The organism is Actinosynnema sp. NPDC050801 (assembly GCF_040673975.1).
GTDB lineage: Bacteria > Actinomycetota > Actinomycetes > Mycobacteriales > Pseudonocardiaceae > Actinosynnema.
In genome coordinates this window covers 61,252-74,536 of the sequence record NZ_JBFAQZ010000012.1, presented here as the reverse complement: position 1 = coordinate 74,536, position 13,285 = coordinate 61,252, and the positions used below count along the sequence as shown (strand labels likewise).

The 13,285-nt window shown below is 72.8% G+C and carries 10 protein-coding genes; 2 read left to right on the top strand and 8 right to left on the bottom strand.

Features of this window, described 5'->3' with window-relative positions; genetic code table 11:
• Positions 1 to 38: 38 nt before the first annotated feature.
• A complete protein-coding gene (locus tag AB0K14_RS25545) occupies positions 39 to 632 on the bottom strand; it encodes a lytic polysaccharide monooxygenase (RefSeq protein ID WP_360456208.1) in 594 nt (197 codons plus the stop codon).
• A 284-nt stretch (positions 633 to 916) separates the two neighbouring features.
• Positions 917 to 2,149, bottom strand: a complete 1,233-nt coding sequence (locus AB0K14_RS25540; protein WP_360456094.1) for an SGNH/GDSL hydrolase family protein — start codon at positions 2,147 to 2,149, stop codon at positions 917 to 919.
• A 222-nt stretch (positions 2,150 to 2,371) separates the two neighbouring features.
• Between AB0K14_RS25540 and AB0K14_RS25535 the strand changes: the two genes are divergently transcribed.
• The gene (locus AB0K14_RS25535) at positions 2,372 to 3,538 is read left to right on the top strand and encodes an endo-1,4-beta-xylanase (protein WP_360456091.1); all 1,167 of its coding nucleotides are present in this window, start codon (positions 2,372 to 2,374) and stop codon (positions 3,536 to 3,538) included.
• A 146-nt stretch (positions 3,539 to 3,684) separates the two neighbouring features.
• Here the strand turns inward: AB0K14_RS25535 and AB0K14_RS25530 are convergent, their stop codons facing one another.
• Positions 3,685 to 4,098 (bottom strand): DUF3995 domain-containing protein, encoded by a 414-nt coding sequence (locus tag AB0K14_RS25530; protein ID WP_360456088.1) that lies wholly within the window; start codon positions 4,096 to 4,098, stop codon positions 3,685 to 3,687.
• Between the two features lie 262 nt (positions 4,099 to 4,360).
• Positions 4,361 to 5,371 (bottom strand): NADP-dependent oxidoreductase, encoded by a 1,011-nt coding sequence (locus AB0K14_RS25525; protein WP_360456086.1) that lies wholly within the window; start codon positions 5,369 to 5,371, stop codon positions 4,361 to 4,363.
• Between the two features lie 100 nt (positions 5,372 to 5,471).
• Here AB0K14_RS25525 and AB0K14_RS25520 point away from each other — a divergent pair, with 100 nt between their 5' ends.
• Positions 5,472 to 8,576 carry a BTAD domain-containing putative transcriptional regulator gene (locus AB0K14_RS25520; RefSeq protein WP_360456083.1) on the top strand — a complete coding sequence of 1,035 codons (3,105 nt, stop codon included), beginning with the start codon at positions 5,472 to 5,474 and terminating at the stop codon, positions 8,574 to 8,576.
• A gap of 258 nt (positions 8,577 to 8,834) precedes the next feature.
• Here the strand turns inward: AB0K14_RS25520 and AB0K14_RS25515 are convergent, their stop codons facing one another.
• From AB0K14_RS25515 to AB0K14_RS25500, 4 genes are read right to left on the bottom strand one after another with little or no spacing between them, the layout of a single operon-like run.
• Entirely contained in the window at positions 8,835 to 9,437 is a 603-nt protein-coding gene (locus tag AB0K14_RS25515; protein ID WP_360456080.1) for a hypothetical protein, read from the bottom strand.
• Entirely contained in the window at positions 9,434 to 11,053 is a 1,620-nt protein-coding gene (locus tag AB0K14_RS25510; protein ID WP_360456077.1) for a VWA domain-containing protein, read from the bottom strand. Before AB0K14_RS25510 ends, AB0K14_RS25515 begins: the two co-directional genes overlap by 4 nt.
• The gene (locus AB0K14_RS25505) at positions 11,050 to 12,204 is read right to left on the bottom strand and encodes a toxic anion resistance protein (protein WP_360456074.1); all 1,155 of its coding nucleotides are present in this window, start codon (positions 12,202 to 12,204) and stop codon (positions 11,050 to 11,052) included. The genes AB0K14_RS25510 and AB0K14_RS25505 overlap by 4 nt, the downstream gene beginning before the upstream one ends.
• Positions 12,201 to 13,277 carry a hypothetical protein gene (locus tag AB0K14_RS25500; RefSeq protein ID WP_360456071.1) on the bottom strand — a complete coding sequence of 359 codons (1,077 nt, stop codon included), beginning with the start codon at positions 13,275 to 13,277 and terminating at the stop codon, positions 12,201 to 12,203. The genes AB0K14_RS25505 and AB0K14_RS25500 overlap by 4 nt, the downstream gene beginning before the upstream one ends.
• Between the last annotated feature and the right edge of the window lie 8 nt (positions 13,278 to 13,285).

Sequence of the window (13,285 nt, the reverse complement as noted above, 5' to 3'; positions counted from 1 at the left end):
GCCCACCCCGGTCGGGGTGGGCACGGAACCCCGCTCGCCTACTGGAAGATGACGTCGCTGCAGAAGTAGTACGACTGGTCGGAGTGGCTGGCCTGCCAGATCGCGTAGACCACGTGGCGGCCGGTGCGGCTGCCCGCGTTCACCGCGACCCGGTAGTGGTCCGACGGCGCGTAACGGCCGGTCGTCGCGACCAGGTCCAGGTGGTTCCAGCCCAACCGCGTCGTCGTCGCGTCGTAACCCTGCTTGGTCACGTACACCCGGAGGTAGTCCGCGCCGTGGCGGGCCTGGTCCCAGATGTCGAGGGTGAACTGCCGCGGCTTGGTCACCGCCTTCCACTGACCGGGGTTGTCCAGCGCCGCGTAGCGCATGCCGCCGGTGCGCCCGGCGCTGCACAGCTGGCCGTTGGGGATGGCACCCTGGTGGTTGCCGGCCACGCCTTCGCGGTACAGGCCGTTCCAGTTCCACATCGCGGTGGTGTCGGCCTGCCACGCCTGCCAGCACATGGGGTCCTGCTGGGCCATCGTCGGGTTCTGGAAATCGCTGCCCCACCGCTGCCAGCAGCCGTAGTTGCGCGACGGCGGGTCGACGGTGGACCCGTGCGCCTGGGCGACGCCGGTCATCATGCTCGCCATGAGTCCGGCGACGACCGCGAGCGTCGCGAAGACCTTGACGAGCAGGCTCTTGTTCGCAGGGACGGTTATGAGCGCCACTCTCTCCTCCTCGTTGAGGACAGCCATGTCGGACAAAGACCCATGAGGGACTGGGAGCGCTCCCAAATCGCACTGTAACCATTCGTGTGCGGAAAGGGGAAGTGTTGGGCGACAACGGATCCGCATTCGACGCGCGTTCGACCGCAATTCGACAAAACGCCCTCCCGGCGGGTGCCGGGAGGGCGTTTCGCGGGTGGGTCGCCGGACTACAGCGTCGAGAGGTCCACGGCTTCGGCCATCGCCCGGTACCCGGCGTCACCGGGGTGCAGGCGGTCACCGCTGTCGTAGGCGGGGAGCAACGCGTCCGGATCCGCCGGGTCGGCCAGCGCGCGGTCGAAGTCGACCACCGCGTCGAACTCGCCGGACGTGCGGATCCACGCGTTCACCTCGTCCCGCACCGCCTCGCCCGCCTCGGTGTAGTACTGGGCGCCCTTGAACGGCAGCAGCGTGCCGCCCACGACCCGCACGCCCCTGGCGTGGGCCTGGCCGATCAGCTCCCGGTAGCCGGCGATCAGCTCGGCCGCGGTGACCTCCGGGTTCGGCGTGGTGCACTCGAACGGGAACTGGTTGAACCCGATGTCGTTGATGCCCTCCAGCAGGATCACCGTGCGCACGTCGGGCTGCGCCAACGCGTCCCGCTCGAACCGCGACGTGGCCTTCTCGCCGAAGCACGTCGAGTCGTTGAGCACGCGGTTGCCGCCTATGCCCGCGTTCACCACACCGCGCCGCCCGCCGAGCCGTTCGGCCAGCTCGTCCGGGTAGCGGTTGTCGGCGTCCACAGTGGACCCCACACCGTCGGTGATGGAGTCGCCGAACGCCACCACGACCTCGCGCCGCGGCACGAGGTCGACCACCTCGACCGCGTTGAGGTAGAACCACGACTCCGACGCCTCGGTGAACGCGTCGGCCGCCACGTCGGCCCGGTGGTCGCCGGACGCCCGCCAGCTCGTCGTGGTGGCGAACGCGTGCCCGGTGGCCGGACCGGTCTTCCCGGCCAGGTAGAGCGTCACCGTCACCCGGCTGAGCGGCGCCACGGGCAGCGCCGCGAGGTCGCCGACCACCTCACCGCCGACCGGCACGGTCACCGAGCGGTGGCCGCGGAAGGCCAGGTGCCGCACCGTGCCCGGCCGCACCTGCGCGCCCGCCGCGCTCCGCGCCACCGTCGCACCGGTCACCACGAGCGGTGACGTGCCGTAGGCGTTGGACAGCCTGATCCGCACCGCCGCGCCGCCGTCGCTGATCCGCACGACCTGGCGGACGGTGTGGTTGTCGAACCCGGCCGGCCCCCAGCTCGGTCCGAAGGCCTCGGTCGGGGAGTGCGGCGAGGCGGCCCACGTCGCGTTCCACCCGAGGCCCGAGGCCCCCGCCGAACCCGCCGCCGCGCCCGGGACCAGTGCCAGTCCCAGCACCGCGACCAGCGCTACCGCCGATTTCCTCATCTGCGTGACCCCCAGTCACATCGCTGACCGTTCGGCGACCACGCTAGCCCTCGGCACCGACAAAACTCTCCGACCAGCACCTACGGGCGGTAGTGGGTACTTGAGGAAGTCTTGACGTTGGCACGGCGGGCGTCTTAAGGTCCGGCATCTCGAAAATTGCTGGATTCAAGACGAAACTTTCGAAAGCCGCCGTCGCAGTCGTCCGAGAAAGCGAAGACCGCAATGAAGTCGATCCGCCTCGTCACCGCCGCGCTCACCGCGCTGGCGCTGACATCGCCGCTCGCCCTGGTCGCCGCAGCCACGCCCGACACGGGTGAGCTGTCGCCGGGCCACGCGAAGAAGGACACCCTCCGCTGGGCCGCACCGAAGGGCTTCTACATCGGCACCGCCGCAGCCGGTGGCGGCCACCACGAGGAACAGCCCTACCCGGACCCGTTCACCAAGGACCACGAGTACCGCTCCGTGCTGGCCAAGGAGTTCAGCTCGGTGTCCGCCGAGAACCAGATGAAGTGGGAGTACATCCACCCGGAGCGCAACCGCTACAACTTCGGGATGGCCGACGCCATCGCGAAGTTCGCGCAGCGCAACCGCCAGGTGGTCCGCGGGCACACCCTGCTGTGGCACAGCCAGAACCCCGCATGGCTGGAGCAGGGCGACTTCACCGCCGACGAGCTCCGCCAGATCCTGCGCGAGCACATCACCACCGTCGTGGGCCGCTACAAGGGCAAGATCCAGCAGTGGGACGTGGCCAACGAGATCTTCGACGACTCGGGCAACCTGCGCACCACCGACAACATCTGGATCCGCGAGCTCGGCCCCGGCATCATCGCGGACGCGTTCCGCTGGGCGCACCAGGCCGACCCCAAGGCGGACCTGTACTTCAACGACTACAACGTCGAGGGCGTCAACGCCAAGAGCAACGCCTACCACGCGTTGATCAAGGACCTGCTGGCGCAGGGCGTGCCGGTGCACGGCTTCTCCGCCCAGGCGCACCTCAGCACCCGGTACGGCTTCCCCGGTGACCTGGAGACGAACCTGAAGCGGTTCGCCGACCTGGGCCTGGGCACCGCCATCACCGAGCTGGACGTGCGGATGGACCTGCCCGCGAACGGCGTGCCGACCGCCGAGATGCTGGCCAAGCAGGCCGACTACTACAACCGGACCCTGGTCGCGTGCCTGAACGTCAAGGGCTGTGACTCCTTCACGATCTGGGGCTTCACCGACAAGTACTCCTGGGTGCCGGTGTTCTTCGAGGGCCAGGGCGCGGCGACCGTGATGTGGGAGGACTTCACCCGCAAGCCCGCCTACCACGCCCTGCAGTGCACGCTGGCGAAGGAGTCGGTCGAGCGCGGCGAGCGCCACCCGCACCTGCCGGCCTGCGCGAAGTGATCCCGACGCACGCCTGATCGCGTCACCACGAGCCATCGGCCCTCGTCCGAGCCCCGGAGCTCGGGCGGGGGCCGATCGCCATCCCGGCCCACCGCAATCCCGGCCCACCGCCGGCCGCAGGTCGCCGGTCGCCGTCGAGCCGGCGTTCAGCCGATCGCGACCACCGCGCAGGCCGCCGCCAGCGCCACGCACAACGGCGAGTAGACGCGCAGGTCCAGCCGGGCGAACTCGGTCGACCGCCGCGACGACACGACGAACCCGCCCGCACCGCGCAGCAGGAACACCGCCGCCACGCCCGCCGTTCCCACGACCGGGAGCCAGGACGGGCCCGGCACCCCGACCAGGTCCGCCCGACCGATCACCAGGTAGGCCGCCAGGCCGAGCGCCAGCGCCACGGCGAGCGTCAGGCCCGCCGACGGCAGTCGGTCCATCGGCACACCCACCACCCGGCGGGCGTACTCCTCACGTGACCGCAGTGGCCACGGCGAGAAGATCCACAGCACGTGCAGCGCGCCCACGAGCACGAGCAAACCTGCCGTGAGCAGGGCCAACACCGCCATCCCACACCTCCGTACGCCTGCGTATGGTCGCTGTCCGTACGGTACCGTACGGACAGCTCGGCGAACTGAGACGCACACCACGGCCGGACGGGAACACCAGCGGCCACCGAGCCGTTGGAAGCTTCGGTCGGTGCGGTCCGTGTCCCCGGGCCTCACCAAGCGCCGTCGCGGAATACCGTCAGGCTGGAGCCGCGTCGAGCCACTCGCCGAGAGGCGACCGCCGCGCCGACCCCTTACTCCCCGGTCGCGGACCGGCGCGGCTTCACCGCGCGTCCAGGCGGACGAGCATCTTGCCGGTGTTGGCGCCGCTCAACACCCCGAGGAACGCCTCCGGCGCACGCTCCAGGCCGTCGAACACCGTCTCCTCGGTGCGCAGCCCGCCGTCCGCGAGCCACCCGGCGGCACGCCCGACGTACTCCGGGAACCGGTGCAGGTAGGAGCTCACCACCATGCCCCGCAGGCTGAGCTGCTTGACCGCCGCCGGGTACAGGTCCGGCCCGCGCACCGGCCCGGTCGCGTTGTACTGGCTGATCGCGCCGACCAGCGCGATCCGGCCGCCCTCGCGCATCGCGCCGATGGCCGCCTCCAGGTGGTCTCCGCCGACGTGGTCCAGGTAGACGTCGATGCCCTCGGGCGCGGCCGACGCCAGCCGTTCCGCGATCGGACCCGACTTGTAGTCGACGGCGGCGTCGAAGCCGAAGTCGTGCAACAGCTTCCCCGCCTTCACCGGACCGCCCGCCGAGCCGATCACCCGGGACGCGCCGAGCCGCTTGGCGATCTGCCCGGCGACGCTGCCGACCGCGCCCGCAGCGGCGGACACGAACACCACGTCACCGGGCCGCACGGGCGCGATCTCGGTCAGGCTCACGTACGCGGTGAGCCCCGGCGTGCCCAGCACGCCCAGGTAGGCCTGCGGGGGTGCGACCGCGGTGTCCACCACGGTCACCGCCGACGCGGCCACCACGGCGTGCTCACGCCACCCGAGGAAGTGGACCACGGTCGCGCCGACCGGCACGGCCTCCGACTTCGACGCGACGACCTCGCCGACCGCCGCGCCCTCCAGGGCCGCGCCGACCCGGAACGGCGCGATGTAGGACTCCCCCTCGTCCATCCGGCCGCGCATGTACGGGTCGACCGACATCCACGTGTTGCGCACGAGCACCTGGCCGTCGGTCGGCTCGGGCAGGTCGGCGGTCGCGAGGGTGAAGTGGTCCGGGCCCGGTTCGCCGACCGGGCGCGCGGCGAGCCGGATCTCCCGGGTGGTGTTCGACATGGTGTTCCTCCAGCAGGTCGTGACTTGAGGACCACGGTGCCGACACCCTGTTCGGATCCTGTTCCGATCTTGTCCGGGTCGCCTCGACTACGGTTGGGCCATGCGTTTCGGGGTGCTGGGTCCGCTGGACGTGCGGACCGCCGACGGCACACCGGTGCGGGTGCCCGAGCGCAAGGTGCGCGTGCTGCTCGCCGTCCTGCTGGCCCACCGCGGCCGGTCGGTGTCGGCGGACCGACTGGTCGCCGACCTGTGGGGCGACGGCGGTCCCGGCAACCCGCTGCGGGCGTTGCACGCGAAGGTCTCGCAGTTGCGGCGTGCCCTGGAGGAAGCCGAGCCGGGTGGCCGTGACCTGGTCGAATCACGGGCCCCCGGCTACCTCGTGCACGCCGACGACCTGGATGCCGACCGGTTCTCGACGTTGACCGCGCGGGCGCGCGAGGCCACCGACCCGACCGCGCGTGCCGCGTTGCTGACCGACGCGCTGGACCTGTGGCGCGGCCCGGCGTTCGCGGAGTTCGCCGAGCTGGACCTCACCCGGCCCGCGACCACCCGGCTCGAAGAGCAGCGGCTGGTCGCGCTGGAGGACCTGGCGCTGGCGCGGCTGGACCTCGGCGACCACGCGGCCGTGGTGTCCGAGCTCGCCGACGTCGTCGCCCGGCACCCGCTGCGGGAACGCCTGCGCGCGGTCCACCTGCGCGCCCTCTACCGGTCCGGTCGGCAGGGCGAGGCGCTGGCCGGTTACGACGACCTGCGCCGCCGGTTGGCGGGCGAGCTCGGCGTCGACCCGAGCCCCGAGCTGGCCGCCCTGCACCGGGCGATGCTGAACCAGGACGCCGCCCTCGCGCCGCCCGCGCGGCCGGGCGGCAACCTGCCGAACCCGCTCACCGGGCTGGTGGGCCGGGAACGGGACGTGGCCGAGGTGCGCCGACTGCTGGCGGGGCACCGCCTGGTGACGTTGACCGGTCCCGGCGGGGTCGGCAAGACCAGGCTCGCGGTGGAGACCGCCGGGCGGCTGGCGGACGGGTTCCCGGACGGCGTGTGGGTCGTCGAGGTGTCCGCGCCGTCCTCGTTGCCCGACGTGGTGGCTGCGGTGCTGGGGATCCGCGACGACGGCACGTGGGGCGGCGAGCACGTGGACGCGGTCGACCGGCTGGCGAGGGCGTTGCGGGACAAGCGGATGCTGCTCGTGCTGGACAACTGCGAACCGATCATCGCGCAGGTGGCCGGGCTGACCGCGCAGCTGCTGCGGACCGCGCCCCACCTGCGCGTGCTGGCGACCAGCCGGGAGCCGCTGTCGGTGGCGGGCGAGGTGCGCCACCCCGTCGCACCGCTGGCCGGGGCCGCCGCGGTCGAGCTGTTCGTCGCCCGCGCCACCGCCGCCGCGCCCGGATCGACCATGGACGCCGACGCCGTGGCCGCGATCTGCCGCCGGTTGGACGGCATCCCGCTGGCGTTGGAGCTGGCCGCGACGAAGGTGCGGGCGCTGGGCGTGACCGGCGTGCTGTCCCGGCTGGACGACCGGTTCCGCATGCTGGCGGGCGGGTACCGGGACGCGCCGCCGCGGCAGCGGACCCTGCGCGCGGTGATCGACTGGAGCTGGGAGCTGCTGGACGACGCGTCGCGCGTCGTGCTGCGCCGGCTGGCCGTGCACCAGGAGGGCTGCACGTTCGAGGCGGCCGAGGCGGTGTCCGGCGGCGACGACGTGCTGGAGGTGTTGACCGGCCTGGTCGACCGGTCCCTGGTGGTCGTGGTGGAGGGACCGGCGGGCAACCGGTACCGGTTGCTCGAATCCGTGGCGGCGTACTGCGTCGAGCGCCTGGTCGAGGCCGGCGAGCTGGACGAGGTGCGCGCGCGGCACGTCGAGCACTACACCGACCTCGCCGAGCGGTCCCGGTTGCGCGGGCCGGACCAGCACGAGTGGTTGCGGCGGCTGGACGCCGACTCGGCGAACCTGCGCGGCGCGGTGGACCACGCGGTGCGCCTCGGCCTCACGTCGCAGGCGTTGCGGCTGGTCGACGCCCTGGCGTGGTACTGGGTGCTGCGCGGCAGGCTGGGTGAGGCGCGCCGGGCGTTCGAAGCCGTGCACACGCTCGGTCGCACCGGCGCCACCACCGCGTGGCACGTCGGCATCGGCATCCTGACCGGTGAGGGCGCGGACCGCACCGGGCGGATCGAGGCCGCGCTGCGGTCCTGCCCGGAACCGCACGCCGCCTGGTTCCTCGGCCACGCCCTGTGCGAGATCGGCGACGTCGTCCCGGCGGAGGACCTGACCGCGCGGGCGTTGACGGGCTTCGCCGCGGCCGGCGACCGGTGGGGCACGGCGGCGGCGCTCAGCGACCGCGCGTTCCAGCGCCTCCTGCGCGGCGACCTGGAGGCGGCGGCACGGGACGGCGAGCGCAGCGTCGCCCTCTTCCGCGACCTCGGCGACACGTGGGGCAGGCTGCGCGGCATCCGTCCGCTCGCGGCGGTGGCCGAGGCGTTCGGCGACCACGACGAGGCGGCGGACCGGCTGCGCACGGGCCTGCGCCTGGCCGACCGACTGGGCCTGTGGCCGGAGGTGTCCGACCTGACGGCGGGCCTGGGCCGGATCGCCCTGCTCGCCGGTGACCACGCACGGGCACGTGAGCACCACGAGCGCGCGCTGCACCTGGCCGCGCAGCACGGTTTCCGGGCCGGTGAGGTCAACGCCCGGCTCGGTCTGGCGCTGGGCGCACGCCGTGAGGGCGATCTCGACGCCGCCGAGACGCTCCTGGGTACCGTGCTGGCCTGGCACGACGAGGTGGGGCTGACCGGCGCGAACGCGTTGGTGCTCGCCGAGCTGGGGTTCGTGGCCGAGCTGCGCGGAGACGCCACGACCGCGACGGCCCGGCACCGGCAGGGCTACGCGGCGGCCGTCGACACCGGTGATCCGCGGGCCTTGGCCTTGGCGTTGGAGGGTCTGGCCGGCGCCGCGGACCGCCCGGCGATCGCCGCGACGCTGTTGGGTGCGGCGGACGCGGCCCGACGATCGCGTGGCGCTCCCCTGCCACCGGCCGAACGCGGCGACGTCGACCGGATCACCGCGCGCGTCACCGAAGCCCTGGGCTCGGCGGCGTTCGCCGCGCACTTCGCCCGCGGTGCGACGCTCACGCCGGACGAGGCGCTGCGCTCGGCCGACGCGAACGTGGAACTCGCCGGACCCGAGCGTTCGACTCGCGGGACCTGAGCGTTCGACTCGCGGGACCTGAGCGTTCGACTCGCGGGACCTGAGCGTTCGACTCGCGGGACCTGAGCGTTCGACTCGCCGAGCCTGAAGGTTCGACTCGCGGAACCTGAGCGTTCGACTCGCGGGACCTGAGCGTTCGACTCGCCGAGCCTGAAGGTTCGACTCGCCGAGCCTGAAGGTTCGACTCGCGGAACCTGAGCGTTCGACTCGCGGGACCTGAAGGTTCGACTCGCGGGGTCTGGAGGTTCGGCTCGCGGGTCAGGTGGGGTCGCGCTGGTCGCGTTCCTTCAGGTAGCGGGTGTGGTCGGCCTGCTGGTTGACGTCCGCCGCGTACACGCGCTCGGCCAGCCGGTGCGCCTCGTCCTCCAGCAGGCCGAGCTGGGTGACCAGCTCCTCGCCCGGGCTCGGCTCGCCACCCGCCCGCTGCTTCACCGCGAACCACCACGGCAGGTTCAGGTACGTCTGCACGGACAGCGGCAGGTCGGTGCGCGCCAAGCGAACCACGGTGTGCCGCAGGTCCGGGTTGGCGGCCAACGCGTCCGGCCGGGCGAGGAGGTCGCCGAGCACGGCGCCGATCCGACCGACCGCGGCAACGGCGGGCTCGGGCACCCGGGACGACTGCGCGCCCACCTCCCTCACCAGGCCGTCCAGCTCCGCCCGCAGACGACCGGCCTCGGTGACCACGTCCACCGGCACCAGCCGGACCTTCTCCGGCGGCGCGAGCAGCGCGCCCACCGCGTACAGCCCGGCCACCACCAGCGGCCACACGCCGCCCACCACCCCGGTCAGGTGCAGCAGCACGCCGAGCAGGCCGCCGACGCAGCCGACGAGGTTCTTGGTCGAGCCGAGGTAGCGGATCATTGGTAGCCGCGGATCTCCTGGAACACGTCGCCGAGTTCGGTGTTGCGCGCGTCGAACACCTTGCCGCCGGTCATGGTGGCCACCTGGCCCAGTTCCGCGCCGCTGCCCTCGCCGAACAGCACGGTGAACACGGGCACCTGCCGCAACTGCGCGGGCACCGAGCCGAACGCCGCCTGGAACTCGGCCAGACCGGAGCCGTTCGCGTTCTCGCCGTCGGTCATCAGCACGATCGAGGTGAACCGGTCCGGGTCGGCCGCGACCAGCGGCCCCATCACCTCGTAGGCGCGGGACAGGCTGTCGTAGATGGCCGTGCCGCCGCCTTCCCGCAGTCCTTCGGCGTAGGCCTTGATCTGCGCCAGCTCCGCCCCCGGGTCGCCTTCGGGCAGGGTGAACGTCCGCGGCGTGCCGGGTGTGGTGTTGAACGGCAGCAGGGTCACCTCCTCCCGGCTGCGGAACCGGCGAAAGCGACCGGTGAGCGAGTCGTCCGCACCGGTCAGGCCGACCAGCGCGGACCGCAGCGACGCGATCCGGCCACCGGCCATCGAACCGGACGTGTCGAGCACGTACAGCGTCCGCGACGGCCGCCGGATCTCGTTGAAGTAGGCCGAGAGCAGGGCGTCGACCGAGTCCCGCGCGGCCGGGAACGGCAGCTCGACCAGGTCCCGGACCGCGAACCGGGAGTCCGGCTCGACACCCGGCACGACCGGCCGCCGGTGCGTGGTCTCCATGACCTCGCGCTGCACGGCCGGCGTGCGCAGGTGGTCGGTGAGGCGCTGGTGCGCGCCGCGGGCGTCGTCACCGGCGTCGGCGAGCAGGGTCAGCGGGTAGTCCGCGGTGACCACGCCGTCGTCCGGGTAGACCAGCGCGAGCGGTTCGGGCAGGTTCCCGGCGGCGTTCATGGACAGCAGCACGGACTCGTAGTTGATCAGGCCGTCGACCCGCGCGCCGGGGTCCTGCCCGGTGGCGCGGCGCTGGTAGGCCTCCGACAGCCAGCCCGACGACCCGGCGGACAGCGCCTGGGCCGTGAAGAAGCTCTTGAGCCGCGGCGTCACGGCCGCGATCTGGCCGGCGTCCACGGCGTTGCCCGCGCCCGCCAACGCGGACGCCACGCCGACCAGCGCGGAGAAGCCGGAGTTCGACGCCGACGGGTCGGTCATGCCGTAGCTGAACGCCTTGCGCCCGGCCTGCTCGGCGATCTCGCCCCAGCCGACCCGCCGGTCGGCCCACCCCAGCCGCTGCGCCGACGACGTCGACAGGCCGAGCACCACCGGCGAACTCATGATCTTGACCTGGTTGCCGAGCCGTTTCGCGGCCTCCGGGATGCCCGCCGGGTAGCGGTTGGACGAGAACCAGACGGCGTCGTACTTGCCGTCGACCTCGCCCTTGGCCAGCGCCTCGGCGCCTTCCAGCGTGCCGGTGAAGGTGAACTTCACCTCGACGCCGGTGGCCTTCGCGGCCTCGTCCAGCACCGGCTGCATGTCGGTGAGCTCGCTGCCCGCGAGCACCCGCAGCACACCGGGTTCCGGCGGACCCGCCGGCTGCGCCGGGTCCGGTTCCGGACCCGCGGTGCACGCGGCGGCCGACAGCACCGCGGCGAGCACGAACGCTGTTCTCATCGTTCCCCCTCGACCGCCGCCGCGTCGTGCGAACGGCGCAAGTGCTCTTCGGCGCGGCGGATCTCCCCCGACAGCGACTCGACCGTGACGGCCATCGTGCGCACCGCGTCCGCCCGGTAGCCGTCGACCGCGTCGATCGCCGCGTAGATCCGGTCGAACGACGCGCGGATCGTCTCCACCGCCACGGCGGGGTCGCTGCTCGCCCGCCGGATCTCCGCGCCCTGCAGGTCGAGCAGTTCGGTGTTGGCGCGGATCAGGCCGTCCGTGGTGGCCTGCAACGCGGCGACCTCGTCCAGCACGTCGCGCTGGCTCGCCAGGGCGCCGCTGACCAGCAGGGCGATCCGCAACGCGGCCACGGTCGTGGTCACCGCGCGTTCCACGCCCCGGATCAGCTCGTCGTTGTTGCGCCGCACCAGGTCCAGCGCCAGGTAGCCCTGGGCGCTCACGGCGAGCTGCGTGAGCAGGTCCTGGTGCCGTTGCCGGATCGGGTGCAGCACGTCGGCGCGCAACGCCCGCGCGCGTGCCGGGTCGGTCAGGTCGAACACCTCGGCCTGCCGCTCGATCGCGGCGTCCACCGCCTCGGCGAACGCGGCCGACTCGGCCAGCTTCCCCATGGCCCGCCACAACCGCTCCCGCTCGCCCTTGATGGCGGCGTTGTCGCGGCGCAGCACGTCCTGGCGGGTGCGCAGGTCCACCACCAGCGCGTTCACCGGCTCGCCCGCCGCGCGGTAGCGGTCGAGGGCCTTCTTGGCGGCGTTGGCGGCGGGGAAGAGCCCGAGCAGCTTGCGGCCGGTGATCGGAAGCTTGGCCGGGTCGAGCTCGGCGACGGTGCGCCGCAGGCCGGTCAACGACGTGGTGACCCGGACCTGCGGTGAGTCGTCGCGCAACGCGCGCGCCGAGCGGTCCAGCATCGCGCCCGCCACGCCCGCCGCCGCGCGCATGTCGGCCTCGCCGACGGCCAGCACGTCGTCCAGCACGGTGGTGAACTCCGGCGACCGGACGTCCAGCGCCCGCAGGCGTTCGGCGAACCGCTCGGCCCGCTCGTCGACGTCCGCGCGCACGTCGTCGCCGAGCGCGATCAGCCCGGCCGCACGTTCCACCGGGATGGGCGTCACCGGCTCGGGCGGGGTGAGGGCGAACTCGTCGGTCACGGGGCGACCGCGTCGAGCAGGCGTTCCAGCGTCTCGAACGACGGCGGCTCGACCGCGTCCACCAAGTCCGCGGGCGCCTTGTCCCCCACCACGTCGGCGAACGCGCGCGGGTCGGACGTGCGGAAGCCGAAGGTGGCGGCGAGCTCGGCCAACCCCGGGTCGGTGCTCAGCAGCCGGCCGACCTGGTCGCCCCGCTCGGACAGCGGCACGAGCGTGTGCTTGGAGTAGACGGTCGGCGCGAGGTAGAGCAGGCGCATGTCCGGGCGGATGGAGCCGTCGGCGCGCAGCACCCGGTCGAGGTACTGGGATTCGTAGATCAGCGCCAGCGGCGTCTTGCCCATGCCGGCCGCGAGGTAGTCCTCGAACGGGCCCTCGGTGCTGTTCTGCGTGTAGCCCTGGTCGCGGAAGAGCCGGGCGACGTCGGGCAGCACGGCCGCCTCCTGCTCGGGCGTGCCGACCACGGTGTTGCCGTTGGCCACGAACGACATGATCGACAGGTACATCGCGGCGGAGTTCGACTCGGCCGGGTTGGTGGTGGTGACCAGCACGTTCTTGCGCGCCGGGTAGGCGGTGTTGCCGGGCAGCTGGTCCCAGCGCGTACCCGCCTCGGCCAGCTCCAGGTACTTGGCCACGTCGAGCACCTGGTAGTCGCCCGCGCCCTTCGTCACGACACCGGCCGCTTCGAGCAGCCGCACGATCGGCTCGAACGTCGCCACCGCCATGGGCGACTGGAACGGCGTGTGGGCGGCGGTCGTCTTGCGGTCGCGCTGGATCCGCTGCGCGGCGGGCGAGGACGACGGGAACGCGAACTCGTACTTGTCGAGGTCGACCGAGGTGGCGATCTGCCGTGAACCGGCCGTGTCGACCTCGACCTTCAAGCCGTGGGCCGCGAAGGCGGCCACCACCCGCTGGTCGCTGAAGAACGCCAGCTTCTCCGACCCGATGACGCCGCGCACGGTGGTCAACCCACCCCGCGCGCCGCCTTCCGCGTCATCCGGACGGCCCCACACGACCACCGCTGTGACGGCGGCCAACAACACCACGGCCAAGCCGATGGACAACCGGCGCTTCACTTGACCCG